General features: G+C 72.3%; 21 protein-coding genes and 3 tRNA genes. 9 read left to right on the top strand and 15 right to left on the bottom strand.

Translation table 11 applies throughout. The features are described 5' to 3' along the window. The first annotated feature begins 12 nt into the window (after positions 1 to 12). From ACF1A5_RS24515 to ACF1A5_RS24505, 3 genes are all read left to right on the top strand, one after another. Positions 13 to 792, top strand: coding sequence for an HAD-IIA family hydrolase (locus ACF1A5_RS24515; protein ID WP_392195010.1), 780 nt, complete (start codon positions 13 to 15; stop codon positions 790 to 792). 397 nt (positions 793 to 1,189) lie between these two features. Beyond that, positions 1,190 to 1,966, top strand: a complete 777-nt coding sequence (locus ACF1A5_RS24510; RefSeq protein ID WP_392195009.1) for a sortase domain-bontaining protein — start codon at positions 1,190 to 1,192, stop codon at positions 1,964 to 1,966. Positions 1,967 to 2,281: 315 nt separating this feature from the next. Continuing rightward, positions 2,282 to 3,325, top strand: coding sequence for a glycoside hydrolase family 6 protein (locus ACF1A5_RS24505; RefSeq protein ID WP_392195008.1), 1,044 nt, complete (start codon positions 2,282 to 2,284; stop codon positions 3,323 to 3,325). Between the two features lie 81 nt (positions 3,326 to 3,406). Here ACF1A5_RS24505 and ACF1A5_RS24500 read toward each other — a convergent pair whose 3' ends face one another. From ACF1A5_RS24500 to ACF1A5_RS24485, 4 genes are all read right to left on the bottom strand, one after another. Further along, positions 3,407 to 5,344 (bottom strand): galactose oxidase-like domain-containing protein, encoded by a 1,938-nt coding sequence (locus ACF1A5_RS24500; protein ID WP_392195007.1) that lies wholly within the window; start codon positions 5,342 to 5,344, stop codon positions 3,407 to 3,409. Then, entirely contained in the window at positions 5,341 to 7,452 is a 2,112-nt protein-coding gene (locus ACF1A5_RS24495) for a glycosyltransferase family 2 protein (RefSeq protein ID WP_392195006.1), read from the bottom strand. The genes ACF1A5_RS24500 and ACF1A5_RS24495 overlap by 4 nt, the downstream gene beginning before the upstream one ends. A 318-nt stretch (positions 7,453 to 7,770) precedes the next feature. Next, positions 7,771 to 8,484 (bottom strand): FadR/GntR family transcriptional regulator, encoded by a 714-nt coding sequence (locus ACF1A5_RS24490; RefSeq protein WP_392195005.1) that lies wholly within the window; start codon positions 8,482 to 8,484, stop codon positions 7,771 to 7,773. Between the two features lie 121 nt (positions 8,485 to 8,605). Continuing rightward, a tRNA-Lys gene (locus ACF1A5_RS24485) sits at positions 8,606 to 8,679 on the bottom strand. A gap of 301 nt (positions 8,680 to 8,980) precedes the next feature. Here ACF1A5_RS24485 and ACF1A5_RS24480 point away from each other — a divergent pair. From ACF1A5_RS24480 to ACF1A5_RS24470, 3 genes are all read left to right on the top strand, one after another. Continuing rightward, entirely contained in the window at positions 8,981 to 9,958 is a 978-nt protein-coding gene (locus ACF1A5_RS24480) for an SPFH domain-containing protein (protein WP_392195004.1), read from the top strand. Between the two features lie 97 nt (positions 9,959 to 10,055). Further along, positions 10,056 to 10,661 (top strand): lytic polysaccharide monooxygenase, encoded by a 606-nt coding sequence (locus ACF1A5_RS24475; RefSeq protein ID WP_392195003.1) that lies wholly within the window; start codon positions 10,056 to 10,058, stop codon positions 10,659 to 10,661. 161 nt (positions 10,662 to 10,822) lie between these two features. After that, complete coding sequence (locus ACF1A5_RS24470) at positions 10,823 to 11,287, top strand: hypothetical protein (RefSeq protein ID WP_392195002.1); 465 nt, start codon at positions 10,823 to 10,825, stop codon at positions 11,285 to 11,287. A 50-nt stretch (positions 11,288 to 11,337) separates the two neighbouring features. On the opposite strand, the gene ACF1A5_RS24465 is transcribed toward ACF1A5_RS24470, so the two are convergent. The 7 genes from ACF1A5_RS24465 to ACF1A5_RS24435 all read right to left on the bottom strand — a co-directional run bounded on the left by ACF1A5_RS24465 (position 11,338) and on the right by ACF1A5_RS24435 (position 16,652). After that, positions 11,338 to 11,411: transfer RNA gene (locus ACF1A5_RS24465), tRNA-Lys, on the bottom strand. 132 nt (positions 11,412 to 11,543) lie between these two features. Next, the gene (locus tag ACF1A5_RS24460) at positions 11,544 to 12,302 is read right to left on the bottom strand and encodes an IclR family transcriptional regulator (RefSeq protein WP_392195001.1); all 759 of its coding nucleotides are present in this window, start codon (positions 12,300 to 12,302) and stop codon (positions 11,544 to 11,546) included. Positions 12,303 to 12,509: 207 nt separating this feature from the next. Continuing rightward, positions 12,510 to 13,298, bottom strand: coding sequence for an ectoine/hydroxyectoine ABC transporter ATP-binding protein EhuA (gene ehuA, locus ACF1A5_RS24455; RefSeq protein WP_392195000.1), 789 nt, complete (start codon positions 13,296 to 13,298; stop codon positions 12,510 to 12,512). Continuing rightward, the gene (ehuD, locus tag ACF1A5_RS24450; protein WP_392194999.1) at positions 13,288 to 13,938 is read right to left on the bottom strand and encodes an ectoine/hydroxyectoine ABC transporter permease subunit EhuD; all 651 of its coding nucleotides are present in this window, start codon (positions 13,936 to 13,938) and stop codon (positions 13,288 to 13,290) included. Before ehuD ends, ehuA begins: the two co-directional genes overlap by 11 nt. Beyond that, entirely contained in the window at positions 13,935 to 14,663 is a 729-nt protein-coding gene (gene ehuC / locus ACF1A5_RS24445; protein WP_392194998.1) for an ectoine/hydroxyectoine ABC transporter permease subunit EhuC, read from the bottom strand. The genes ehuD and ehuC overlap by 4 nt, the downstream gene beginning before the upstream one ends. Beyond that, the gene (gene ehuB, locus ACF1A5_RS24440) at positions 14,660 to 15,571 is read right to left on the bottom strand and encodes an ectoine/hydroxyectoine ABC transporter substrate-binding protein EhuB (RefSeq protein ID WP_392194997.1); all 912 of its coding nucleotides are present in this window, start codon (positions 15,569 to 15,571) and stop codon (positions 14,660 to 14,662) included. Before ehuB ends, ehuC begins: the two co-directional genes overlap by 4 nt. A 133-nt stretch (positions 15,572 to 15,704) precedes the next feature. Beyond that, positions 15,705 to 16,652, bottom strand: coding sequence for a D-2-hydroxyacid dehydrogenase (locus ACF1A5_RS24435; protein ID WP_392194996.1), 948 nt, complete (start codon positions 16,650 to 16,652; stop codon positions 15,705 to 15,707). 330 nt (positions 16,653 to 16,982) lie between these two features. Here ACF1A5_RS24435 and ACF1A5_RS24430 point away from each other — a divergent pair, with 330 nt between their 5' ends. Beyond that, positions 16,983 to 17,714, top strand: a complete 732-nt coding sequence (locus ACF1A5_RS24430; protein ID WP_392194995.1) for a decarboxylase — start codon at positions 16,983 to 16,985, stop codon at positions 17,712 to 17,714. A gap of 232 nt (positions 17,715 to 17,946) precedes the next feature. Then, positions 17,947 to 19,047 carry an LLM class flavin-dependent oxidoreductase gene (locus ACF1A5_RS24425; protein ID WP_392194994.1) on the top strand — a complete coding sequence of 367 codons (1,101 nt, stop codon included), beginning with the start codon at positions 17,947 to 17,949 and terminating at the stop codon, positions 19,045 to 19,047. 147 nt (positions 19,048 to 19,194) lie between these two features. On the opposite strand, the gene ACF1A5_RS24420 is transcribed toward ACF1A5_RS24425, so the two are convergent. Further along, positions 19,195 to 21,306: a putative bifunctional diguanylate cyclase/phosphodiesterase gene (locus ACF1A5_RS24420; RefSeq protein WP_392194993.1), complete on the bottom strand. Its 2,112-nt coding sequence runs from the start codon at positions 21,304 to 21,306 to the stop codon at positions 19,195 to 19,197. A 403-nt stretch (positions 21,307 to 21,709) separates the two neighbouring features. Here ACF1A5_RS24420 and ACF1A5_RS24415 point away from each other — a divergent pair, with 403 nt between their 5' ends. Continuing rightward, positions 21,710 to 23,071, top strand: coding sequence for a M6 family metalloprotease domain-containing protein (locus ACF1A5_RS24415; protein ID WP_392194992.1), 1,362 nt, complete (start codon positions 21,710 to 21,712; stop codon positions 23,069 to 23,071). Positions 23,072 to 23,186: 115 nt separating this feature from the next. On the opposite strand, the gene ACF1A5_RS24410 is transcribed toward ACF1A5_RS24415, so the two are convergent. From ACF1A5_RS24410 to ACF1A5_RS24400, 3 genes are all read right to left on the bottom strand, one after another. After that, positions 23,187 to 23,260, bottom strand: a tRNA-Lys gene (locus tag ACF1A5_RS24410). Continuing rightward, positions 23,251 to 23,982, bottom strand: a complete 732-nt coding sequence (locus ACF1A5_RS24405) for a bifunctional DNA primase/polymerase (protein ID WP_392194991.1) — start codon at positions 23,980 to 23,982, stop codon at positions 23,251 to 23,253. The genes ACF1A5_RS24410 and ACF1A5_RS24405 overlap by 10 nt, the downstream gene beginning before the upstream one ends. 201 nt (positions 23,983 to 24,183) lie before the next feature. After that, on the bottom strand, positions 24,184 to 24,558 hold the full coding sequence (locus ACF1A5_RS24400) for a hypothetical protein (RefSeq protein ID WP_392194990.1): 375 nt from the start codon (positions 24,556 to 24,558) through the stop codon (positions 24,184 to 24,186). Positions 24,559 to 24,691: the final 133 nt, after the last annotated feature.

Raw genomic sequence — 24,691 nt, 5'->3', positions numbered from 1 at the left:
GAGATCCCGCACATGGCAGACCGCAAGCCCATCGAGTCGTGGCTCACCGACATGGACGGCGTCCTGATCCACGAGGGTGTGCCGATCCCCGGCGCCGACGCCTTTCTGAAGAAGCTTCGTGAGTCCGGCAGGCCGTTCCTCGTCCTCACCAACAACTCCATCTACACCCAGCGCGACCTGCACGCCCGGCTGCGGCGGATGGGCCTGGAGGTGCCGGTGGAGAACATCTGGACCTCGGCCCTGGCCACGGCCCAGTTCCTGGACGACCAGCGGCCGGGCGGCAGCGCGTACGTCATAGGCGAGGCGGGCCTGACCACCGCGCTGCACGAGATCGGGTACATCCTGACCGACCACGAGCCCGACTTCGTGATCCTCGGCGAGACCCGGACGTACTCCTTCGAGGCCATGACGAAGGCCGTACGTCTGATCAACGACGGGGCCCGGTTCATCGCCACCAACCCGGACAACGTCGGCCCCTCGGCCGAGGGCGCGATGCCCGCCACCGGCTCGGTCGCGGCCCTGATCACGGCGGCCACGGGCAAGAAGCCGTACTTCGTGGGCAAGCCCAACCCGCTGATGATGCGGGCCGGGCTGAACGCGATCGGCGCGCACTCGGAGACCTCCGCCATGATCGGCGACCGGATGGACACCGATGTGCTCGCGGGTCTGGAGGCCGGGATGCGGACCTTCCTGGTGCTGACCGGTGTCACGCGGCCGGAGGAGGTCGACCGCTACCCGTACCGGCCCTCCATGGTCGTCGACTCCATCGCCGATCTCGTCGAGCGGGTCTGACCGGCCGCTCAAACCTGTGTTCACCCGCATGGAGCAGCGCGGCCGTCGCTGCGGATGCGGGGCCCGGCCCCCGGGGGTCTGCTGGATCCCGGAGGTCTCACGATGGGTTCACTGCACGTCACTCTCTGTACGGGGGCTCTGGTGGCCGCCGCGTTGTCCCCGGCGCCGGCGGCCTCGCCGGCCGCCGCCTCGGTGAGCGTGCCCGCGTCCAGGGACGGCGCCTCCGGGCGTCTCGGCCCCGCCGGTCCCGGTGCGGCACAGGCGGTGACCGGGCTGGTCCTCGCCGGTGCCGCCGGTGCCGCCGTCGCCTTCCTGCCCCGGGCTCGCGGATCCTCCCGGGGCGGGGAAAGCCGTCCGGTGGACCGTCGCCGGGGGACGGACGAAGGAGGCGAGCACGGTGTCCGACGGTGAGCGCTCCCTCGCCACCGGCCGGCTCCTGGCGGGCCTGGCCTGGGTGGTGCTGCTGCTCGGGCTGTGGCTGTGGGGACGCGATCTGACCGACGCGCGGCCGCAGTCGACGGGACCGGCCATCGGGGACATGGCCGCGGTCGGCCGCCCCCCGCAGGACGACCTCCTGCCACCTGCCGCCGCGCCGCTCGAGGGCGCCCTGCCGCAGGCCCTCGACATTCCCGACCTCGGCGTGCGGGCGCCTGTGGTGGCCCGCGGCCTGGACGGTCGGGGCGCCGTCGAGCCGCCGCCCGCCGACCGGCCCGGCCTCGTGGGCTGGTACGGCGCCGGTGTGCGGCCGGGGACGCCCGGGACAGCGCTCCTGGTGGGGCGCGCCGGCACCGGGACCCGGCCCGCCGTGTTCGCCCGGCTCGGCGCGCTGCGCGCCGGCGAGACGGTCCGTGTGCTCCGCGACGACGGACGGGCCGCCGCCTTCACCGTCGAGGACGTCAAGGTGCTCACCCGCGACCCCGGCCCTGCCCCCGGCCCCGTCCTCAAGCCCGACCCCGCCCCCGAGCCCGACCTGAACCCCGCCCCCCAATCCGCCCGGGAGTCCGGCCCCGCCCCCCATTCCCGGCCCGCACACCCCCCACAGGCTCCCACCCCCCACCGGTCGGACCGCGCCGAGCTGCGGCTGATCACCTGCGCGGGAGCCTCCGGCCGCGCGGACGGCGGCTGTGCCGCGGACGTGGTGGTGTCGGCGTACCTCACCGGGACCGTTCGCTGAGGCCGCCCGGCCCGGTCGGCGACCCGCTCCCGCTGGAGCCGCCGGCCGGGCCGGTCCTCGACCGCGTCGCGCACGGGCTGCGGGAGTGACCCGGCGCGACCGGCGCGGAAGGCTTCGGGCCTCCTGCGCGGGCGGTGCGCCCCGGCGGTGGGCCGGGACCGTGTGGCACGACTCCAGAACGTGTGAACAGCCGTGGCCCAGAGGTGAGTTGCCGTAGATTCCAGCCCGGTGGCGCTGCGTTGCCCAGGACCCCGCCGTCGCCGCACCGGCTGTGTCAGCATGGTGACTTGGCCGACTGCACCAAGGGGGAGTGGGATGTACGGCATGAGGGGGGCCTTCTCGTGCGCTCCTTCGGCGGGGGTACGGGCGTCCGCGACGGTGCTGGGGGTGGCGCTGCTGGTCGCGGGGTGTTCTTCGGAGGGCGGGGGCGAGAAGGACGGCGGCAGGGGCGCGGGCGCCACGATCACCCAGCAGCCCCGGGAGGCGGACCCGTTCTGGGTCAACCCGGACAGCAACGCGGCCCGTCAGGTCGCCGCCCACGTCAAGGCGGGCCGGAAGGCGGACGCCGAGCAGATCCGGAAGATCGCCGCGCAGCCGACGGGGGAGTGGATCGGCCCGGAGAACCCCGAGGCGGAGGCGCGCGGCTTCACCGAGGCCGCCGACCGGGCGGGCCGCACCGCGCTGCTCGTCCTGTACGACATCCCGCACCGCGACTGCGGCCAGTACTCGCAGGGCGGTGCCGCCGACGGCGACGCCTACCGGGCCTGGGTCGACGGTGTGGCCCGGGGCGTCGGGGACCGAGCCGCGACCGTGATCCTGGAGCCGGACGCCGTGCTGCACCTGGTGGACGGCTGCACCCCGGCCCAGTACCAGGAGGAGCGCTACGACCTCCTCAAGGGCGCGATCGGCAAGCTGAAGTCGCTGAGGAACACCAAGGTCTACCTGGACGCGGGCAACGCCGGCTGGGGCCACCCCGACCAGATCTTCCAGCCGCTGCGCCGGGCCGGCGTCGACCGGGCCGACGGCTTCGCGGTCAACGTCTCCAACTTCTACTCCACCGAGGAATCCATCGCCTACGGCAAGCGGCTGTCCGCCAAGATCGGCGGCAAGCACTTCGTCGTCGACACCAGCCGCAACGGCAACGGCCCGTACACCGCCGGTGATCCGGGCGAGCGCTGGTGCAACCCGCCCGGCCGGGCGCTGGGCGAGCCGCCGACGATCAGGACGGACGACCCGCTGGTCGACGCCTACCTGTGGGTCAAGCGTCCCGGCGAGTCCGACGGCACCTGCAAGGGCGGCCCGAAGGCGGGGAACTGGTGGGCCGACTACGCGCTCGAACTGGCCGAGGCCACCCGGTAGTTCTCCGGACCGGCGGTTCTCCGTACGTCACCGGGGGCGCCCTCCGCCGCGGAGGGCGCCCCCGGTGACGTGAAGGCGTTTCTAGGGCACCCTGACCCACTGCGCCTTGCTGGGTGTCCCCTGGTCGTCGTCCACGAACAGCATGTACCAGCCCGACTGCACCAGGTTCCGGTTCTTCGGCACCGTCACCGTGATCCGGTCGCCGGAGGTCTTGAAGTCCAGCGCGATCGAGCGCTGGTCGACGTCCGTGACGTGGGTGGAGGCGCTCGGGCGGATCATCCGCACCTTCCTGACGGCCGACGCGTGCCGCGAGGTGAAGGTCCCGGACGCGCCGCGCGCGATGGTCCGCGGGCCGCCCGCCAGGGAGGGGCGCGCGCCGCGGTACAGGTAGGGCGGCGTGTAGATCTCGATGCGCTGCTCGAAGGTGCCCGGCTTGGTGTTGGCCCTGTCGCCGTAGAGCGAGTCGGAGCCGAAGAACATCACCCGGCCGTCGGGCAGCAGGATCGAGCCCGAGTGGTAGTTGCGTCCCACCAGCGGGTCGGCGACCCGCTTGAAGGTGTTGGCCGCCGGGTCGTACAGACGCGCCTGGTGGATGTTGGAGTCGCCGCGGCCCCGGTAGTCCTCCGAGCCGCCGGAGACCAGCACCGAGTCGTCCGGCAGGATCGAGGACTGCGGATAGCGGGTGCCCTTCTCCAGGGACGGCCCGTCCACGAAGTGCGGGTTCCTCGCCTTCAGGTCGACGACCCGCGTCCTGCGGCTGGACAGCCTGGACTCGCCGACCCCGCCGCCGCCGATCACCAGGAACCGCTCGTCCTGCGCCGGAGGCAGCAGGACCGTGCCGGAGGTCTCCATCATGTTCGCGTCGCTGAGACCGGGCAGCCTGGTGAACCGGTTGCTGGCCACGTCCCAGACGCCCGGCTCGCGGCCCACGTCGTCCGGACCGTAGCCCGCGTTGGAGCCCGAGTAGAACAGCTTGCCGTTCTGCAGCAGGAACAGCGCCGGGTAGGTCGGGAACTGACGGATCTTCGGGGTGTACGCCCACTTCCGGGTCGTCGGGTCGAAGATCTCGTTCTTGCCCGGGACGAGCTGCCCGATGTCGTCGAGGCCGGAGACGCTGAGGATCCGCCCGTCGCTCAGGGTGGTGAGCGTCGGATACCAGCGGGCCTCGTTCATCGGGTCGACCTTGATGTACTTCTCGGCGACCGGGTCGAACTCGTAGGCGTCCCGGATCCCCTGGAAGTCCTTCTTGTCCAGGGCGAGCTTCTGCGCGATGCCGTAGGTGTTGCGGGCGTCCACGCCGGTCAGCCCCTGGATGCGGTAGTTGTCCTGGGTGCCGGTCTCGTACCGGCTGCCGCTGCGCTGCGCCTCGACGTAGATGCGGCCCAGGCCCGGGTCGTTGCGCAGGAACCTGCCGGTGCCCCGGTCGAAGACCTTCTTCGCGCGCGGCACGAGGACGGGGTCCTTGGAGACGAAGGTCCTGCCGTTCGCCTTGCCGGTGAACCGGGTGCCAGCGGGGAGCGTGACCGGCTTGTCCGGGTTCTCGTTGTGGACGATCATCAGGCCGCCCGCCTTGGTGACGTCGCCCTTCAGCTTCTCGTACCGCTTGGTGCCGCCGGCGATCAGGATGTTGCCGTTGGCGAGCTGGGTGTGGCCGGTGCAGAACAGGTCCTTCGGCGTGGGCACCTTCTTGACGGTGCCCTTGACCGGGTCCCAGATCCGGCTGTCGAACCTCTTGGCGTCGAAGTTGTCCTGGTTGTTGCCCGAGCCCGCGACCAGCAGGACCTTCCCGGTGTGCAGCAGCACGGCGTGGATGGTGTCCTGACGGTACTTCTTCGGGAACTCGACGATGTCCCAGTGGCCGTTGGCGGCCTTGTACTCGGGCTTGTTGATCACGTACTGGTGGTAGCGCTCCGTGCCGAAGCGGTACAGCCACGGCCCGTTCATCCCGGCCAGCGCGATGACCACCACCGCGCCGATCCCGAGCCGACGGGCGCGGCGGAGGCCGGCCTGGTCCCTCATTCCTTACGACCCCCCGGTCCACCCAGGGCGATCTGCATGGTCTGGCCGCCCGTACCCGTCTCTCCGGCCTCCCCGGCCGTCCCGTCCGCCGCGCTCTGCGCGTCCGGAGCGGGTGGGCCCGGCGGACCGTCCGGCCCGGCCCAGCTGGGCCGTGGCCGCGGAGGGTGCGCGGGGTGCGGCGACGGCGGGGCCGCCGCGGAGACCGGCGCTCCCGGCGCGGGCGGGTGCGCCGCGTACGCCGGCACGGCGTCCCGCGGCTCCGGCGCGGCGGCGGCCGCCGCACGCCCGCGGCGCTCCTGCCGCAGCGTCCACCGCCAGGCGAAGATCGGGGACGCGGTGATGAGCAGGGCGAACACCCCCCAGGTGATCATCGCCGGGTGGGAGTGCCCGAGGGCGAAACCGGCGACGAGGGAGCCGCCGAAGACCAGGATGAAGAACCAGTGGACGCGGAACGTCCCGAACAGGGTGTCGGGGCTGGCCGACTCGCCCTTCGGGGTCACCACGAACGTGCTCTTGCGGCGCAGCACGGCGTCCATCAGGGACCGGGCGTAGATCGGCGCCGACAGCGCCGACATCACCATGCCGGCGACCCCGCCGGAGCCCTCCGGCTCGTGCGGGGAGACGTTGTGCCGGCGGTTCCAGATGTACAGGCCGATCTGGAGCGCGGAGGCGTTGCCGTACAGCATCAGCCACACGGTCGGGTCGATGTTGACGCCGGAGGCGCCCAGGCCCAGGAACAGCGCGCAGCTCAGCGCGGCCAGGATCCAGTTGAGGGCCGACATCGGATAGAAGATGATCATCATGGTGTAGTTGAAGAGCTTGCCGGGCGGCATCGAGCCGAAGCCCTTCCAGTACTGCTTGAGGATCGTCTCGTACGTCCCGCGCGACCAGCGCAGTTGCTGGGTGAAGAAGTCCGTCCAGGCGTTCGGGCCCTCGCCGACCGCGAGCACGTCCGGGGTGTAGACCGACCGCCATTTGCGGCCGGTCGCCGGGTTCTTCGCGCGGTGCATCTCGAAGCCCGTGGCCATGTCCTCGGTGATCGAGTCGTACAGGCCGCCGATCTGCTTCAGCGCCTTGATGCGTACGGCGTTCGACGTGCCGACGAACATCGGCGCGCCGTAGCGGTTGCCGGCGCGCTGGATGAGGGCGTGGAAGAGGAACTGCTGCGACTCGGCGGCCTTGGTGACGAAGGTGTCGTAGTTGCCGTACACCTGCGGGCCGATGACGAAGCCGACGTCCGGGTCGCGGAAGTAGCCGAGCATCCGCTCCAGGTAGTTGGGCAGCGGGACGTGGTCGGTGTCGACGGAGGCGAAGAAGTCGTACGCGTCGCCGTGCGCCGCCAGCCAGGCGTTGTAGTTGCCGTGCTTGGTCCTGGCGCGGTGCGGGCCCTTGGGCTGGTTCCACCGCGCGACGCCCTTGCGGGAGAAGTGGTGGACGCCGAGCCGGGCGCAGACCTCCTTGACCTCCGGGTCGTCGCCCTCGTCGAGCAGCCAGACGTGCAGCAGGCCCCGGTGGCGCAGCCGAACGGCGGCCTCCAGGGTTCTGGTCACCATCTCCAGCGGTTCCTTGCCGGGCACGAAGGAGGTCAGGAAGGCGACCCGCGTGCCGGTCTCCGGCACCACGGGCACCGGGTCACGGGCGACCAGGGTCGCGTGCGCGTTCGACAGCACGTTCATGCAGCGGAAGAACTCGATCAGGCCGATCGAGACCAGCATCACGGTGTCGAGCGCGGGCAGGAAGTCGTGGGCCGGGTAGTCCCGTTCGGTCCAGTGCTCCGGTTGCAGCAGCCAGCCCAGCAGGACCAGCGACAGCAGGGGGGCGGCGGCCAGCATCAGCGCCACCCGTATCCGGTGCGGTTCCTGCGAGATCAGCGACCGGTACTGCACCCGGTACGGCTTCTCCGGGTCGGGCTGGGTGAGGGGTCCTGCCAGGCGGCTGTAGTGCTCGTAGTCGTATCTCGGCAGGGTCCTCTTGATTCTCCGGAAGGTTCCGGTGGTGGTGCTCGTGGTGGTGCCCGTGGCGGTACCGGAGCGCTGCGCGGGCGGCCTGGCGGCGGCCGCCGGTGAAGAATGGTGAGTGTGTCCGGCGCCGGTCGGCGTCGACTTCATGAGTCATCCCCCCACACGCAAGATTCAGCGCGTGTTCGTTCGGTTGGTTCGCCTGCTTGAGGTCCCCCTCGACCGGCACAGGCGTCTGCGTGGTGGGCCGCAGGCACCACCTCGTCCGTACCCCATGGACTGAGGACCGCGGCCATCCGGTTGCATGGTTGCCCCCCTCGGCAGCCATCGACGCACGGGTCCCCTTTTCCCCGTAGATCCGGCAACCGGCCCCTTACCCCCCAAGTGCCGCGCGAGGGCGGCAGCTCGGCGTCCAGGGTTCTACGGTGTCCAGCATGATCGCAAGATGCGAAACTCGGAGTTTACCGGTCATACAAGCGCATTATGGCGCGAGTGGGTGACCTGTGGGCCGGTACCGGACAGGCGGGAGCGGATGGTGCCGAAGTGGTCCCTTACCGCCTCCTCCGCCCGCAGGGAGTCGCCGGACCGGACCGCCTCGAGGATCTCCCGGTGCTGCCGGCAGGTGACCCGCGGGTCCCGGGGCACGTCCGCCAGATCCCGCTGGACCTGGTGGAAGGCGTCCCAGAACGCCTCCAGGGCCTCGCTCAGCAGCACGTTGTCCAGGCCTCGGTAGAGGGTGGCGTGAAAGGCGCGGTCGGTCTCGGCGAGGACCGCCCCGTCGGCGGCCTCCTGTTCCATACGGATGAGGAGCGACTCCAGTTCAACGAGGTCCGCCCCGGGCAGCCGGCCGGCGAGCCGGGAGACCAGCCCGGTCTCCATCGTCTCGCGCAGGTCCAGGAGTTGCCGCAGGGAGTCCTCGCCCCGGTGGTGCGCGGCCAGCGTGCGGAAGGCGAGCCCCTCGGCCATCGGGGCCAGCGACATCGGGCCGACGTAGGTGCCGAAGCCGTGCCGGATCTCGACGATGCCCATCGCCTGGAGCGCCTTGAGCGCCTCCCGTACCGAGTTCCGGCTCGCCCCGAGGAACTCCATCAGCTCGGGTTCGGTCGGCAGCGGGGCTCCGGAGGCCAGCCGGCGGTCGACGATCAGCTTCTTGATCCGCTCCTGGAGGTCGCGTGCTGCCATGGCGGGAGGGTATCCGGCCAAAACAGGGGGAAGGCGGTGTTCCGGCCAGGCGACGGGGGGCGGAAACAGCGATGGCGAGCCGATCCGCGCTGCTCGCGGACGTGGCTCGCCATCGTCGTCGTGCGCCGCCAGGGACTCGAACCCCGGACCCGCTGATTAAGAGTCAGCTGCTCTAACCAACTGAGCTAGCGGCGCCTGCTGACGTCGTTAACTCTACATGACGTGCGCAGGTGCTCCCGACCGGCCGCCCGGGCCCGGCGGCGGGCCCGGGCGGGGTGGGCCACGGGCCGCCCGCGTACGTCGTTCGGACGGTCGACATGCGCGTCCGGCGGGCGCTGGCGACACTGATCTTCGTACACCGTTTGCCGACATGTCCCCCGAGGTGAGGTGACGCGCATCCCGTCGTACCCACGGGCCGGCCGCACCCCGGCTCCGGCGCCCGCCCGGTGGGCGGCCCACTGTCCTGAACCGACCGGCGCGGAGGCTGGAGGCAGGTATGCGTACGACGGCCACGTCCCCCACCCCCGATCCCTCGGAGTCCGGCGGGCAGCCGGGACCCGTGGACGGCCAGGGCGGCCGCCCAGCCCGGCTCATCCGCACCGAGGTGACCACCGAGATCCCCGTCCACCTGCTGTTCCGTGACGAGGCCGCCCCGGCTCCGGCGCCGCCCGGGTCGGCGGTCGTGGCACTCCGGCCGGGCACGGGCGAGCCGTCGCGGCTGCGGCACCGGAGCGCCGGGGCGGTGCGGGTGGTGCCGGAGGTGGAGGCCGGACTGGAGGAGCGCGCGGCGCGGGTGCTGCCCGGGGCGGCGGGGGTGGCCGCCGGGGTCGTCGGCACCGCGGGCTGTGCGCTCGCCTCCTGGTGGGCCGGGGTGCTGCCGTTGCTCGTCGCCGGGGTGCCGCTGCCGGACATATCGGGCGCCGGGCCGGGGCTGTCGCAGTGGGCCGCGTGCGCCGGGGCCGGGGCGCTCGGACTGGCCGGCTTCGCCGGGCTGGCCCGGGGGCGCGCCGGGCGGGCCTGGGTGCTCGGCCTGTTCGGCCGCTACCGGGGGACGGTGCGGCGCACCGGGCTGCTGTGGGTCAACCCGCTGGTGTCACGTCGCCGGGTGGACGTACGGCTGCGGCACTGGCGCAGTGAGCCGATGTCGGCCGCCGACCCGGACGGTCTGGCGCTGCGGGTGGCGGTGCTCGTGGTGTGGCGGGTGCGGGACACCGCGCGGGCCGTGCTCGGGGTCGACGACCACGAGACGTATCTGCGCGCCTGTGTGGAAGTCGCGCTGGCCCGGGTTCCGGTGGAGCCGCCGGGGGCGGGGCGGGGCCCGGCGGAGGCTGCCGAGGGTGCGCTGACCCGGTTGGTGGCGCGGGAGACGGCGCCGGTCGGCCTGGAGGTGTTCTCGGTGCGGGCGGCCCGGGTGGAGTGGGCGCCGGAGGCCGCAGGGGCGGTCCGCGAGGGGCGCCGCGAAACAGGCCCGTGATTGGTATGGACATGTTCAACTACCGGCCATAATCTGAGACTTGGTCTAGACCTGCACGGCTCACTGAACCTCCCCCACGTTCTCCAGGAGCGGCAGCATGCGCACTCAGGCCACGTTGTACGCCGCCGTGCTGGGCCTCACGACCGCCGGAGCCCTCGTGCTCTCCACCGGCGGCGCCAGCAGCCACGGCTACACCGATCTCCCCGTCAGCCGGCAGAAGCTCTGCGCGAACGGCACCGTGCCGAACTGCGGCGACATCCAGTGGGAGCCGCAGAGCGTCGAGGGGCCCAAGGGCTTCCCGGCGTCCGGCCCCGCCGACGGCCGGCTCTGTTCCGGCAACAACACCCGGTTCGCCCAGCTCGACGGCCCGCGGACCCCGTCGGGCGGCGCCTGGCCCACCACCCGGGTCACCGGCGGGCAGAGCTACACCTTCCGCTGGCAGTTCACGGCCATGCACGCCACCACCGACTTCAGGTACTACGTCACCCGCCAGGGCTGGAACCAGGACCACGCCCTGACCCGCGCCGATCTCACCACCACACCGTTCCTCACGGTGCCCTACGGCGGTCAGCGCCCGCCCTCGACCCTCAGCCACAGCGGCACCCTGCCGTCCGGGCTCAGCGGCCACCACGTCATCCTCGCGGTCTGGACGATCGCCGACACGGGCAACGCGTTCTACGCCTGCTCCGACGTCACCTTCTGACCCCCCCCGCGGGCAGGCCGCGCGTGCGCCGGTACCGGCCGTACCGGCGCACGCGCCGCCCCGATCTCTGAGCCTCCCTTGAGCCACCAAACCGGCCCGTCCGGGTAGGTTCCTGGCACGCCGACCGAACGGGGGAGGCGGACCGACCACGGGGGATCTCCATGAACGCGCTGATGTATGCCGTACCCGTCCTGATCATGGGTGTGGCCCTGCTCCTGGCCTACCGCGTGGTGCGCCGCGCGATACAGCTGCGGCGGGCCTGGAACAGCGGGCTCACCGCCGAGGGCCGCTGTCTGCGGATGTTCACGACGACGCACGGCGGAGCACACGACACCTCCGTCCGGACCGAGCTCCACCACGTCTACGAGTTCACCGCGCGGGACGGCCGCCTGGTCCGGTTCGAGGAGGAGGGCGGCCCCGCGACCGTCCTCGAGGGGGATGTCGTCACCGTCCACTACACGCAGGGCCGCGAGATCGCCGCCACGGCCCGGCGGCCGAGCCGGGGGAAGAACGCGGCGGCCACCCTCGGCATCCTCGCCTTCCTCGGCGCGGTCGTCGGCTTCTGCGTCGGCTTCATGGTCACGTACGCCGACACCTTCGGCGTGACGGGCGCCGGCGGCTTCTGACACGGCCGACGCAGAAGGGCCCCTCGTGTGCACGAGGGGCCCTTCATCGGTGCGCCGCCAGGGACTCGAACCCCGGACCCGCTGATTAAGAGTCAGCTGCTCTAACCAACTGAGCTAGCGGCGCATGACTCCCGCCGTCCGCTTCCCGCGGCCGGCGACGTAGAAAATACTACCTGGTCCCCGGGGGTGCTCCTGACCAATTTCCGGGGGGCCGGGACCGGTCCGGCCCCCCGGCGGGATCCGAGAGAGGGAGGCCCTAGATCGCCAGGGACAGCAGCATCGGCGCCGCGCTCCGGTTCAGCTGGTCCGCGGCCCGGCGCAGCCGGTGCGCGTGCTCGACGGGAAGCGACAGCGCCAGGCAGCCCACCGCGGAGCCGGCGGTGATCGGGACGGCCGCGCAGACCGTGCCGATCGCGTACTCCTGGAGGTCGAGGACCGGCACGGTGGGCGGCTGCGCCGCCAGCCGGGAGAGCAGCACCCTGTCGCTGGTGATGGTCCGCGACGTCAGCCGGGCCGGCTTGTGCCGGGCGAGGTGGTCGCGCCGGGCGTTGTGGTCGAGCTGGGTCAGCAGGCTCTTGCCGACCGCGGTCGCGTGCGCCGAGTAGCGGAAGTCGACCCACTCGTTGACCGCCGGGGTGGTCGGCCCGTCGGCGTACTGGGTGACCTTGACCTCGCCGTCGATGTACCGGCTGATGTAGACGGCCGCGCCCACCGTGTCGCGCAGCCGGTCGAGGTTCTGCTGGATCTTGTCGCGCAGGGCCTGGTCGCGGCCGCGCGCCGAGCCCAGGCGGGCCAGTGCGTCCCCGGTGACGTACGTCCCGTCGCCACCCTGTTCCACGTACCCCTCGCGGCGCAGCATCCGCAGCAGGGCGGTGAGCCGCTCGGGGCCGAGGCGGGTGGCGCGGGAGAGTTCTCCGCCGGTCACTCCGGCGGCGTGCTGTGTCACGGTCTCCAGGACGCGCAGGGCGTCCTGGGCCGATTGGTACGGTGCGGTCGGCTCGTGCATCAGCGCCACGGTTTCCCCCTGCGCTCGCTTACTGTGCCGTGATCCGGTCAGCGATCGCTTCCACGATAACGGGCAAACGCCCTGCGGGGAGCGGGGGTTGGGGGGATCGTGCCACTTTCAACTGTAGCGGTCGGCACACTGGCACATGCCATGGTCATGACCCGATGTGCCGACCTCGGGTGATGGGTCGGTCTCGCACGTCCCGTCTTCGGATCGTCAGATCACGGCGCTGAGGAATTCCCGGGTCCGCTCCTGCTCCGGATCCCCGAAGATCTTCTCCGGCGGCCCCGACTCCACCACCCGGCCCGCGTCGAACATCAGGACCTGGTCGGAGATGTCCCGGGCGAAACCCATCTCGTGGGTCACGCAGAGCATCGTGATGTCGGTGGTGCGGGCGATGTTCCTGAGCACGTCCAGGACACCCGCGACCAGCTCCGGGTCCAGCGCCGAGGTCACCTCGTCCAGCAGCAGCACCTGCGGCCGCATCGCCAGCGCACGGGCGATCGCCACCCGCTGCTGCTGGCCGCCGGAGAGCTGGGAGGGCCGGGCGTCGCACTTGTCGGAGAGGTCCACCATCTCCAGCAGCTCGCGGGCGCGCGCCTCGGCCTCGTCCCGGGACAGCCCGAGCACGGTGACGGGCGCCTCGGTGATGTTCCTGAGCACCGTCATGTTCGGGAACAGGTTGAACTGCTGGAAGACCATGCCGATCTTCTTGCGGATCTCGCGGACCTGCTTCCCGGTGGCCGGAAAGAGCCGCTCCCCGTCGACCGTGATCGTGCCCTCGTCGGGCCGGGTCAGGGTCATCAGCATCCGCAGGATCGTGGTCTTGCCCGAGCCGGAGGGGCCGATGAGGGTGACGTGCTTGCCGGCGTCGACGGAGAAGTCGAGACCGTCGAGGACGGTGTGGTCGCCGAACCGCTTGGTGACGTTCTCCAGCCGGACCAGTTCACCGGTGCGCGGGTCGGTTCCGGGGTGTTCGGTGTTCTTCGTGGCGTCAACGGACAAGACGTCGCTCCAGTGTTCGCAGGAGGAGGGAGGCCAGGTAGGACACGAGGATGAAGGCCACCCCGATCACGGTCAGGGGCTCGGTGAACTGGAAGTGCTGCTGCGAGAAGAGGCGCGCCCGCCCCAGCATCTCCAGCACGGTGATCACCATCAGCATCGGCGTGTCCTTGAGCATGGCGATGACGTAGTTGCCGAGGGCCGGGACCACCCGGCGGATCGCCTGCGGAAGGATCACCGCCGTCCAGGTCCGGCGCCGCGGCAGGTTCAGCGCCGTGGCCGCCTCCCACTGGCCGGCCGGAACCGCCTCGATGCCGGCCCGGTAGACCTGCATCGTGTACGTCGAGTAGTGCAGCCCGATAGCGAACACGCCGGTGGTCAGGGCCGAGAAGGTCAGTCCCCACTCGGGCAGCACGTAGAAGAGGAAGAACAGCTGCACCAGCAGCGGCGTGTCACGGACGAACTCCGTCACCGCCCCCACCGGCCAGCGCACCCACCGGGTCGGCGTCCGCATCAGCAGCGTCCACACCAGCCCCAGCGCGAAGGAGATCAGCGAGCCGAGCGCCAGCGCCTGGAGGGTGACGAGCAGTCCGTCCCAGAAGTGCGGGAGGAAGTCGTGCACGGCGTTCCAGTCCCACTTCATGCCACACCACCGCCCGCGGCGCCCACGCCGGTCGTCTCGGCGCGCTTGGTCTCCCGCGGGGCCGCGGCGGTCGGTGCGCCCTTTCCGACCCCGGCCTTGAGCCGCTTCTCCAGCCCGCGCATCAGCCGGGTCAGCAGGAACGCGATCACGAAGTAGATCAGCAGCACGTACGTGTAGATCTGCGCGCTCTCCTGGAGCGCCAGCCGCACCAGGTTGCCGCTGAACGCCAGGTCGCCCATGCCCATGACGGACACCAGCGAGGTGCCCTTGAGCAGTTCGACCAGCAGGTTGGAGAAGGACGGGATCATCTCCGGCACCGCCTGCGGCAGCAGGATCAGCCGCATCCGCTGCCAGGGGGTGAAGCTGAGCGCGACACCGCCCTCCCGCTGCGCCGGGTCGACGGACTTCAGCGCGCCACGCACGATCTCCGAGCCGTACGCCCCGTAGGTCAGCCCCAGTGCCAGGGTGCCCGCCCACAGCGGCACCAGCTGCCAGCCGAAGGCGAGCGGCAGCACGAAGAAGACCCAGAAGATCATCACGAGGGCCGACGTACCGCGGAACACCTCGGTGTAGAAACCCGCGAGGAAGCGCACGAGCCGGCGCCGGTGGGTGCGGGCCATGCCGACCAGGAAGGAGACGGCGGCGGCCAGCAGCGCGCTGAGGACGAGGAGTTGGAGGGTGGTCCACGCACCCTTGAGGACGAGTTCCCAGAGCCCTGTGGTCATCCGCCGCACAGCTCCTTCATGGTCAGGTCCGTCATCTCGGCCTGGGTGAACCCGAAGGGCCGCAGGATCCGGAACAGCTCGCCGTTCCGCTTCATCTTGCGCAGCTCCACGTTGAAGGCGTCCCGCAGCGCCGTCTCGGTCGGCCGGAAGGCGAAGGCGCCGCCGTCGACGTGCGGTTTGCCGCCGACCAGCGGCGCGAACTGTTTGGTCGCCTCGGCCTTGGCCGACTTCTTGACCACCTCGCGGACGGTCAGCGCCGTACCGGCGAACACGTCGACGCGGCCGGCCTCGACCGCGTTCAGGCCGGCCACCTGGTCGGGCACGATGAGGATGTCGCTCTCCTTGTACCCGGCCTCCACCGCGTACTGGATCTCCGCGTATCCGGTGCCGGTCGCGAACTTCGCCTTCTTCGCGACGACGTCCCGGTAGCTGTGCAGCCCCTTGGGGTTGCCCTTGCGCACGATGAACGCGTCGAGCATCTGGTAGTCGGGATCGGCGAAGATCACCTGCTTGCAGCGCTCCGGAGTGACGTACATCCCGGCGGCCACGACGTCGAACTGCTGGGAGTTCAGGCCCGGGATGAGCGAGCCGAACTCGGTCGGCACGGGCTGGACATGGTCCACGCCCAGCCGCTTGAACACGACGCGCGCCAACTCCGGTGCCTCACCGGTGAGCCGGCCGTCGCGGTCGATGTATCCGAAGGGGATCTCGCCGGCGATGCCGAGACGTACGACCCTCTGCGCTCTGAGTCTGTCGAGCAGGTCACCGCCCTTCGCGGTGGACGCCGTGGCCACCCGGCTGCATCCGGCGGCGCCCAGCGCGCCGAGCGCCGCGACCCCCGCGAGCAGCGACCGGCGGCTGGGCCCTGGTATCTGTCTGTCTTTACGGCCTGGAAGTGGTGGAGCCATGGGCGCGCGGCTACCCAAGGCGATACGAGTCATGCCGCCGCACGCCGTGGGGGTGCGGTGCCCATGCGGTGCCCGCCCTGTGGCGATCCGGTGCCGTGTCAGCAGGGGCGTGACGGACGGCGGTTGGGCGCGGTCAGTGCCCGGGGACGTAGCCGAGCCGCTTGTCGACCACGTTCGGCAGTGGCCTGCCCGCCTGCCAGCGCTCGTACAACTCGACGAACTGTGCCCCCAGTTCGTCCCGCCATCCCACGGTGTCCCCACTCATGTGCGGGGACACGATCAGCCCCGGCGCCTCCCACAAAGGGCTGTCGGGGCCGAGCGGTTCGTCCTGGAACACGTCCAGGGCGGCGCCCGCGATCCAGCGCTTGGCGAGAGCCTCCGCCAGCGCCTCCTCCACGACGAGCCGTCCCCGGCCGACGTTGACGAAGCAGGCCGAGGGCTGCATCACCCCGAACCGGCGGGCGTCGAACATGCCCCGGGTCCGCTCGGTCAGGGGCGCGGCCGCGACGACCCAGTCCGCGCGGGCGATCAGCCGGTCCAGGTCGTCGGGGCCGTGGATGCCGGTGCGCGGCACCCGGCCGACGATCGCGGTCGTCACGTCGAGCGCCCGGAGCGTGCGGGCGATCGCCCGGCCGATCGGCCCCGAGCCGACGACGCACGCTCGGGTGCCCGCCACCCGCTGCGTCTCACGGTGCCGCCACGTCCGCTCGCGCTGGAGATCGAGGGTCCGCGGCAGATCCTTGGCCATGGCCAGCACGAGGGCCGCGACGTACTCGGCGACCGGTTGTTCGAAGACACCGCGCGCGTTCGTCACCACCGTTTCGCCGGCGGCGAGTTCGGCGCACATCAGATGGTCCACGCCCGCGCTCGCCGTGTGCACCCAGCGCGGCCGGGGGCCGCCGCCCGGCCAGGCCCGGCGCACCGCCGTCGAGGTGAAGTCCCACACCAGCAGCACGTCGGCCTCCGGCAGCCGTGCGGCGAGACGGGCCTCGTCCGTGTGCACCACCCGGGCCCGGCCGGTCAGGCGGCCCAGCCGGGGCGGTGGGTCGGCGTCGAGGACGAGCAGGACGGGGACGGTCATGGCGAGCCGTTTCTCCAGGGGGCAACCGTCTGACGTGCACGGATCGACCACGCTCGCACCCCGGCCCGGCGCCGTCAACACGGCCTCCGCCCGGACGGCCGGGGTGCGGTGCCGTACGGAGGCCGGGTGTGGGTGCCACGCCGCGACCGGGCTGCCTTCGGCCAACCCGGTCATGCGATGCGCGCCGCCGTGCCCACGGGGTACCCGAGCGATGGGGCCGCTACGGGCGCCGCCACGCACGGCGGGTCCGCGCCCGGCCCGCGGGCCGGACGGACGGCGGAAGGCCGCCGCCCGGCCCGTACCGCCGGACCGACAGCAGGAAGGCTGGACATGACCGCACTCGGATTCCTCTATCCGGGCCACTTCGCCGAGGACGACTATCCGCGCATCGAGCAGCTCCTGGGCAGCGACATCCGGGTGGACGTGGTCCACACCGAAGCGGGCGAGGGCGCGCACCGGCCGGTCGTGCCGCGCGAGCCCGGGGCGGCCGATCGGCTGGCCCAGGGCGTCGAGGGGCTGCGGCTGTCCGGCGCTGAGGCGGTGGTCTGGGCGTCCGCGAGCGGCAGCTTCGCCGACGGCTGGGAGGGCGCGCACCAGCAGGTCCGCACGCTGGCCCACGCGGCCGGGATGCCGGCCTCCTGCACCTCCTTCGCCTTCGTCCACGCGGTACGCGAGATCGGCGTACGGCGGGTCGCGGTGGCCGCGACCTACCCGGCCGAGGTCACCGGCCTCTTCACGGACTTCCTGCGCGCCGCGGACGTGGAGGTGGTCGCGGCGCACAGCGTCGGCCCCGTCGCGGCGGCCGAGGCGGCGACCTGGGGCGAGTCCGAGATCCTGGCGCTGGCGCGGGAGGCGGACACCCCGGACGCCGAGGCGGTCCTGCTGCCCGACTCCGCCCTGCACACCGCCTCGCACATCCCCGCCCTGGAGAAGGATCTCGGCAAGCCGGTCCTCACGGCCAGCCAGGTCACCGTCTGGGAGGCGCTGCGCCTGACCGACCGCCGGGTGAACGCCCCGACCCTCGGCGCCCTCTTCACCCGCGAGCCGATCGTGCAGGTCTGACCGCGGGGTCGTGCAGGTCTGACCGCGGGGTCGTGCAGGTCTGACCGCCAGGGTGGGGCCGGTCCGAGTGCCGGGACGGGGCCCGGGAACGGGCAGGCCCGAGTGTGGGGACGGGGCCCGGGAGCGGACAGGTCCCCGACCGGGGCGGAGCCCGGCACGGGGAACATCCGGGGGTCGTCTCCTGTTGACGCCGGGCGAGACAGCGCACGGCCACGAAACAGGAGGCACCCCCGTGTCGGCAGACGAGATCCGCGGCGAGGCCCACGGCACCGCACCCGTACCCCTCTCCGTACTGGACCTGGTCACCGTGGGTGCGGGCCGCACCGCCTCCGACGCGCTGCGCACCAGCGTCGCGATCTCCCGCCTCGCGGAGTCCCGCGGCTACCACCGTTACTGGGTCGCCGAGCACCACTCCATGCCGGGCGTCGCCTCCTCCTCCCCGGCCGTGATCCTCGGCCACCTCGCCGCGCACACCGAGCGCATTCGCCTGGGCTCCGGCGGCGTCATGCTGCCCAACCACGCCCCGCTGGTCATCGCGGAGCAGTTCGGCACCCTGGAGGCCATGGCCCCCGGCCGCGTCGACCTCGGCCTCGGCCGCGCGCCCGGCACCGACGGCGCCACCGCCGCGGCCCTGCGCCGCACCGAACGTCTGAACGAGGGCGCCGACCACTTCCCCCAGCAGCTCGCCGAGCTCACCCGCTTCCTGGACGACGACTTCCCGGACGGACACCCCTACGGCCGTATCCACGCCGTTCCCGGCCCGGTCCAGGCGACCTCCCCGGGCGGGGTCCAGTCGCCGCACCGCCCGCCGATCTGGCTGCTCGGCTCCTCCGGCTTCAGCGCCCGACTGGCCGGCGTGCTCGGCCTGCCCTTCGCCTTCGCGCACCACTTCTCCGCGCAGAACACCGTCCCGGCCCTCGACCTCTACCGCGAGTCCTTCCGGCCGAGCGAGATCCTCGACGCCCCCTACGCCCTCATCGGTGTCGCCGCGCTCGCCACCGACGAGGAGCGGGAGGCCCGCCGGCAGGTGCTCGCCGCCGCGCTCAACATGGTCCGGCTGCGCTCCGGCCGTCCCGGCCTCGTGCCCACCCCGGAGGAGGCGGAGGCGTACGACTTCAGCCCGATGGAGCGGGAGTTCGTCACCTCCTGGAACGCCAACGTCGTCCACGGCACCCCCGACGAGGTCCGGGCCGGCCTGGACGACCTCCAGAAGCGCACCGGCGCCGACGAGCTGATGATCACGAGCAACGCGCACAGCGGCGACATACGCCTGCGCTCCTACGAACTCATCGCGGACGCCTACGGCCTGCCGGGCGGACCCGGGGCCGCCTGAACGGAGCTCGCGGTCTGACGGTCCGACGGAGTTCACGGCCGGACGGACTGACGGAGCTCACGGCCTGACGACCTGACAGCCGGATGATCTGACGGAGCTCCCGGCCTGGCGTCCGAAGGCCCGGGCGGCCGTGCGGCGGCCGGTGGCTCACGGTCTGCGGCAGGCGCGTCCGTCCAGCAGGTCGGAGATGCGATCCGCCGGCACCGGGCGGGAGTACAGCCAGCCCTGCCCGGTGTCGCAGCCGATGCGGCGCAGCCGGCTGGCCTGGTCGGACGTCTCCACGCACTCCGCGGTCACGGTCAGTCCCAGCCGGTGGGCGAGTTGGATCATCGCCTCGACGATCACCTCGTCGGCGGGGCTCGGACGCGCCGCCGCGTCCCGCTCCGGGTGCTCGAAGCCCCGTACGAAGGCCCCGTCCAGCTTCAGCCCCGACACCGGGAGCCGGCTGAGGTAGGCGAGGTTCGAGTAGCCCGTGCCGAAGTCGTCGATGGCGATGCCCACGCCCATGTCGCTGAGCGCCTGCAGAACCTGGATCGGGCGGCCGGCCGAGCCCATCACGGCCGACTCGGTCAGCTCCAGTTGCAGCAGCCGGGGCTCCAGCCCGGTCTCCGCCAGGATCGCCGCCACGTCGGCGATCAGGTCGGAGTCCCAGACCTGGCGGACCGCCACGTTGACGCTGACGAAGATCGGCGGCTCGTCCGGGTGCTCCAGGTGCCAGCGGCGGGCCTGGCGGCAGGCGGTGGCCAGGATCCACCGGCCGAGCGGCACGATCGCGCCCTCCTCCTCCGCCAGTCCGATGAACCGATTCGGCGTCAACATGCCGAACTCCGGGTGGTTCCACCGGACGAGGGCCTCGACCCCGCGCAGCCGTCCGTCCTCCATGCCGACCAGCGGCTGGTACTCCAGGGTGAACTCACCGCGCTCGATGGCCTGGCGGAGCGTCGAGGCGAGGGCCTGGCGGGTCATCCGGTGCGCGTTGCGCTCGGGGTCGAACAGGGTCCAGCGGGCCTTGCCGTCCGCCTTGGCCCAGTACAGGGTCGTGTCGGCCGCCTGCATCAGCGCGGTCGCCGTCGTCCCGGCCGCCTGCCGCTCGACCACGCCGATGGACGCCGACACCGACAGCCGCCGACCCGAGATCTCGAACGGCGCCTGGAGCGCCTTCAGCGCCGACTCGGCCAGCCCGGCCAGCTGCTCGGTGCCGGTCGACTCCTCGACGAGCAGAGCGAACTCGTCGCCGCCGAGCCTGGCCACGAGGGGAGGGCTCGGCCGGCCGTACCCCGCCTCGTCCGCGCAGCGTGTCAGCCGCTCGGCGACGGCGGCGAGCAGCCGGTCGCCGACCCGGTGGCCGAGGGTGTCGTTGATGGCCTTGAACCCGTCGAGGTCGAGGTAGCACAGGCCGATCCGCCCGGACGTGCTCTGCTCGTACGACTCCGCCTCCAGGGCGGCGGACAGGCGTTCGAAGAACAGTGTGCGGTTGGGCAGCCGGGTCACCGGGTCGTGCATCTGCAGGTGCCGCAGCCGGGCCTGGAGTTCGCGGCGGGCGGTGATGTCGGTGAGGGACAGCAGCACCCCCTCGGACTCCGGCGCCAGGGGCGCGGCCGTGACCTGGACCCACAGGGAGTGGCCGTCGGGATGCTTGAGGCGGCGTGTGCAGCGCAGCCGGGCCTGGCGGCCGCGGAGCACCTCGCGGTAGGCGTGCCAGGTACGGGCGTCGGAGGCCAGGTCCACCAGATCGGTGGCGACCTGCCCGGCGAGCGTGTCGGCAGTGACGCCGAGCAGGGACCCCAGGGCGTCGTTCGCGACGACGACCAGGCCGTCGCGGTCGAGGACGGCCAGGGGGACGGGCGCGAGACGGAAGGCGGGGCGGAAGGGCGCGGAAGACGGCTCGGCCGAACCGGCCGATACGGCCGAACGGGTGGGGGCGGCCGGTTCGGCCGGTTCGGCCGGTTCGGCCGGCGCGGGCGGTGCCAGGTCGGTCAGGCCGGGCAACGGCTCGGCGAGGACGGGGGGGTCGGCCGGGGCGGACCGCGCCAGTTCGGTGAAAGCGGGCGAGGGTTGGGCCAAGTCGGTGAAGACGGCGGCCGCGGCGGCCTCGGCCAGGTCGGTGAGCGCAGGCGTGGGGGCGGCGGCATCCGTGAGCCGCCCACCGGAGACGGGCGCGACCGGCCCGGCACCCGGCGACTTCGCGATATCACTCTCGGTGATGCTCGGCCGGGTGAGGCCTGCCGCGGGCGTGGGCCCTTCGGACGTTCCGCTCACTGCTCGCTCCCGCAGTGCACTCGGTCTTCGTATCGGTCTCGTCGGGTTGGCCGACCGGGTGACGATCGGCCGCTCGGTCCGTGTCCGCGCAGGAAAGTGCCACCAAAGTGTGCCGATCATAGATGCTGTCGCACGGCCCCTTCCAGCCACTTGCCGGTCTCCGGTCACACCCCGACCCTCTGGCAGATCGTTTCTGCCCGCACCTGGCCGGGTTCTTCGGATGGCCGATCACTTGTGACGTTCCGTGAGTGGCTCGGGGGTGTCGTATCCCCGGAACCCCGCCGTTTCTCGGGCCCGATGGATCCGGGCCTTTCACTCTTCCGGTGTAGGCGAACAAGGCATACAGCTACAAACTCGCACAATCTGGGTGCGGTGTCCCCGCGCAACGCACCCGGAGGTCCCTGTGCCGCGTCAGCTCCCGTTGGAGGCACTCCACCGTGAGGCCCTCAAGGTGCTCGGACGTGCCGGGGTGCGGCCCCGACTGCGCAGTACAGCGGCCGTGTTCACCACCCTGTCGGCGGTCGCCGCGACCTCGATCCTGACCGGGCCCTCGGTCGCCGAGCCGTTCTCGGCCACCCCCTGCGCCCTGCAGCGGACCGACGCGCACCACTCGGAGGGGCTGGACACCTGGAACGCCGCCTACACCCGGCCCGCCCGGCAGTTGAACGCCGTGATGGTGTTCCTGTCGTTCCCGGACTCGACCCCGCTGACCACCCCGGCCGAGTTGGCCGCCGACCACTTCCCCGCCACCAGCCGCTTCTTCGAACAGGCGTCGTACGGGAAGTTCACGCTGCGCCCGCACCCGCTGCGGCACTGGCTCCGGATGCCGCGGCCGTCCACCGCGTACGCGATGCACCGGGACTGGCAGGCCGCGGACCGGTCCGCCTACCTGAGTGACGCGCTGGCCGCGGCCGACCCGGAGGTCGACTTCTCCCGCTACGACGTCGTCTACTTCGTCGCCGACCCGGATGCGCCCGGCGTTGACTCGGACGCGACCAAGGTCGTCAATCTGGACACCCCGCTGCGCGCCGACGGAGTGGACATCCGCCGGGTGGTGACGGTGTTCGAGAGGCATCCGCCGGACCGGCTGGTGCTCGCGCACGAGACCGGCCATGTGTTCGATCTTCCGGATCTGTATCACCGGCCGGCGGACGGCAAGGGCGACTGGGACACCTATGTCGGGGACTGGGACCTGATGGGCAGCCAGTTCGCCGAGTCGCCCGACCTGTTCGCCTGGCACAAGTGGAAGCTCGGCTGGCTGGACGCCCACCAGGTGGTGTGCGTGCGCGGGACCGGGCCGACCCGGCTGACCCTGGAGCCGGTGGAGGTGGGACCACGGGACGGGGGCCCGGCGGTGACGGCCGCGGCGGGAGCGGCGGCCAGGGGGGCGGCGGGGGCGGGCGCGGCCGGGAGGCCGGGGTTCGGGACGGGGAACGGCACGAAGCTGGCGGTGGTGCGCACGGGCAGCGACAGCGTGCTGGCCTTCGAGGCGCGGGCCTCCCTCGGGAACGACGCGGGCGGCTGCCGGCAGGGCGTGCTGGTGTACCGGGTGAGCAGCGGGGCGGAGTCGGGCGGCGGCCCGGTCCAGGTGGTCGACGCCCATCCCCACTCCGAGGCCTGCTGGGAGTACTCGGTCTACCCGCCCCTCGCGGACGCGCCGGTCGCGGAGGGGGAGACGTTCACCGTGCCGGGGGACGGTGCCCGTGTCGAGGTGGAGTCCCGCACGGCCTCCGGTTCGTACACCGTCAAGATCACCCCGGGGTGATACCGGGCACGGGTGCAGCTGCGGGTGGCGAAACCGTGCGGGGCCGACGGCCGTACAAAACAGCGATGGCGAGACTCGTCCGCGTTGTCGCGAACATGCCTCGCCATCGTCGTCGTGCGCCGCCAGGGACTCGAACCCCGGACCCGCTGATTAAGAGTCAGCTGCTCTAACCAACTGAGCTAGCGGCGCCTGCTGACGTCGTAGACCTTAGCATCCTGATCGGCGGGAGGAAAAATCGATATGCGTACAGCGGCGCGGGCCGCCCGCACCGCCGCCCAGAGCAGGATTTCCGGGCCCGGCAGCCAGGGATGACGGGTGTCCGGGGCGACGAGCCAGCGCGAGGCCGGGCGGCCCGCCGGGGCGTCGCCGGCGGGGCCCGCCTCGTCCGTGGCCCGCGCGGCCGGGGTGCCGTCGGCCGCGGAGTGGAGGGCGGGGGTGCCGCCGGCCGGGGCCGCGGCCGGTGCCGGTGCCGGTGCCGGGATGGTCACCGCGTCGCCGGTGCCGTGGCACAGCAGCGGTGGCACGTCTTCGGTGCGGCCGCCCTCCCTCCCCCCGGAGGCCCCCCACTCCTCCCACTCCAGCAGCGAGGGCAGCCGTTGGGCGGTGCCCGGCGCGGCGAACAGCAGCATCCGCCCCCGATGGACGGCCACCGGGCCCGACCCCGGGCCCTCGTCCCACAGCCGGTCCAGCATCCGGCGCCCGAAGATCACCGGTGCGTTGACCACGTCGAAGGCGATGCCGCAGGGCAGCACGACCGGGGCGTCCGGCCGCTCCCGCCAGAAGGCGAGCGTGCTGCGGGGATACGTTCCTGCCGAGGCCAGCCAGGCGGCACCGTCCGCGGTGACACCCGTGGCCCCGTGGCGGCGGTCGTCGCACTGGTCGAAGAACGGCTCGTTCCCGATACGGCTCATGCCGGATACATCTACCGGCCGTGACGGTGCGGTTCCCCAGGGTTGCGGGAATCCGGGACAGGGAGGGCCGGCGAGGGGTATCGTCCGCGCCCGGCATATGCCAGAGCGCGATGCGGGGGCGGGACGCGCGGGCGACGCGCTGGGTCAGTCGGCCGCGGGCGCCGGGCGAAGCCGTCCCGCCAAGGCGCGGGGCGTCCCGGGTCACACGGGGTCGGCGGGGCTGGCGTGTCCGCCGCCCTCGGCTCCCCGCAACAGGTCGCGGCCGAAGTCCACCATCTTCTTGGCGTAGTCCTCGGTCCACTCCGCCCGCTCGGCGATGCCCGCCGGGGTGAGCCGGTCGAACCGGCGCGGGTCGGCGAGCTGCGCCGCCGCGATCGCCTGGAACTCCACCGCGCGGTCGGTCGCCGCCCGGAACGCGAGCGTCAGTTCCGTCGCCCGCGCGAGCAGTTCCCGGGGGTCCTCGATCGACTCCAGGTCGAAGAAGTGCTCGGGGTCGGCGGCCGCCTCGGCGGGCTCGAAGATCAGGGGCGCGGGGCGTAGCCGCGGCTCGTTGCGACGCGGCGTGGGCTCCGCCATGTCTTCTCCTCCTCGTACGGTTCGGGTGGCGCCGCCTTGTGGAAGGGCCACCGTCCATTGTCGCGCGGCCGCGCAAGGGGGCCCCTGCCACCGGCACGTGCACCGGGCAGCGGCACGTCGTGGCCGGACGCGC

The organism is Streptomyces sp. NPDC014864, from assembly GCF_043081525.1.
Taxonomy (GTDB): Bacteria; Actinomycetota; Actinomycetes; order Streptomycetales; family Streptomycetaceae; genus Streptomyces.
Note: the sequence above shows the minus strand (reverse complement) of the source record. Positions and strands in the feature narration are given on the sequence as shown.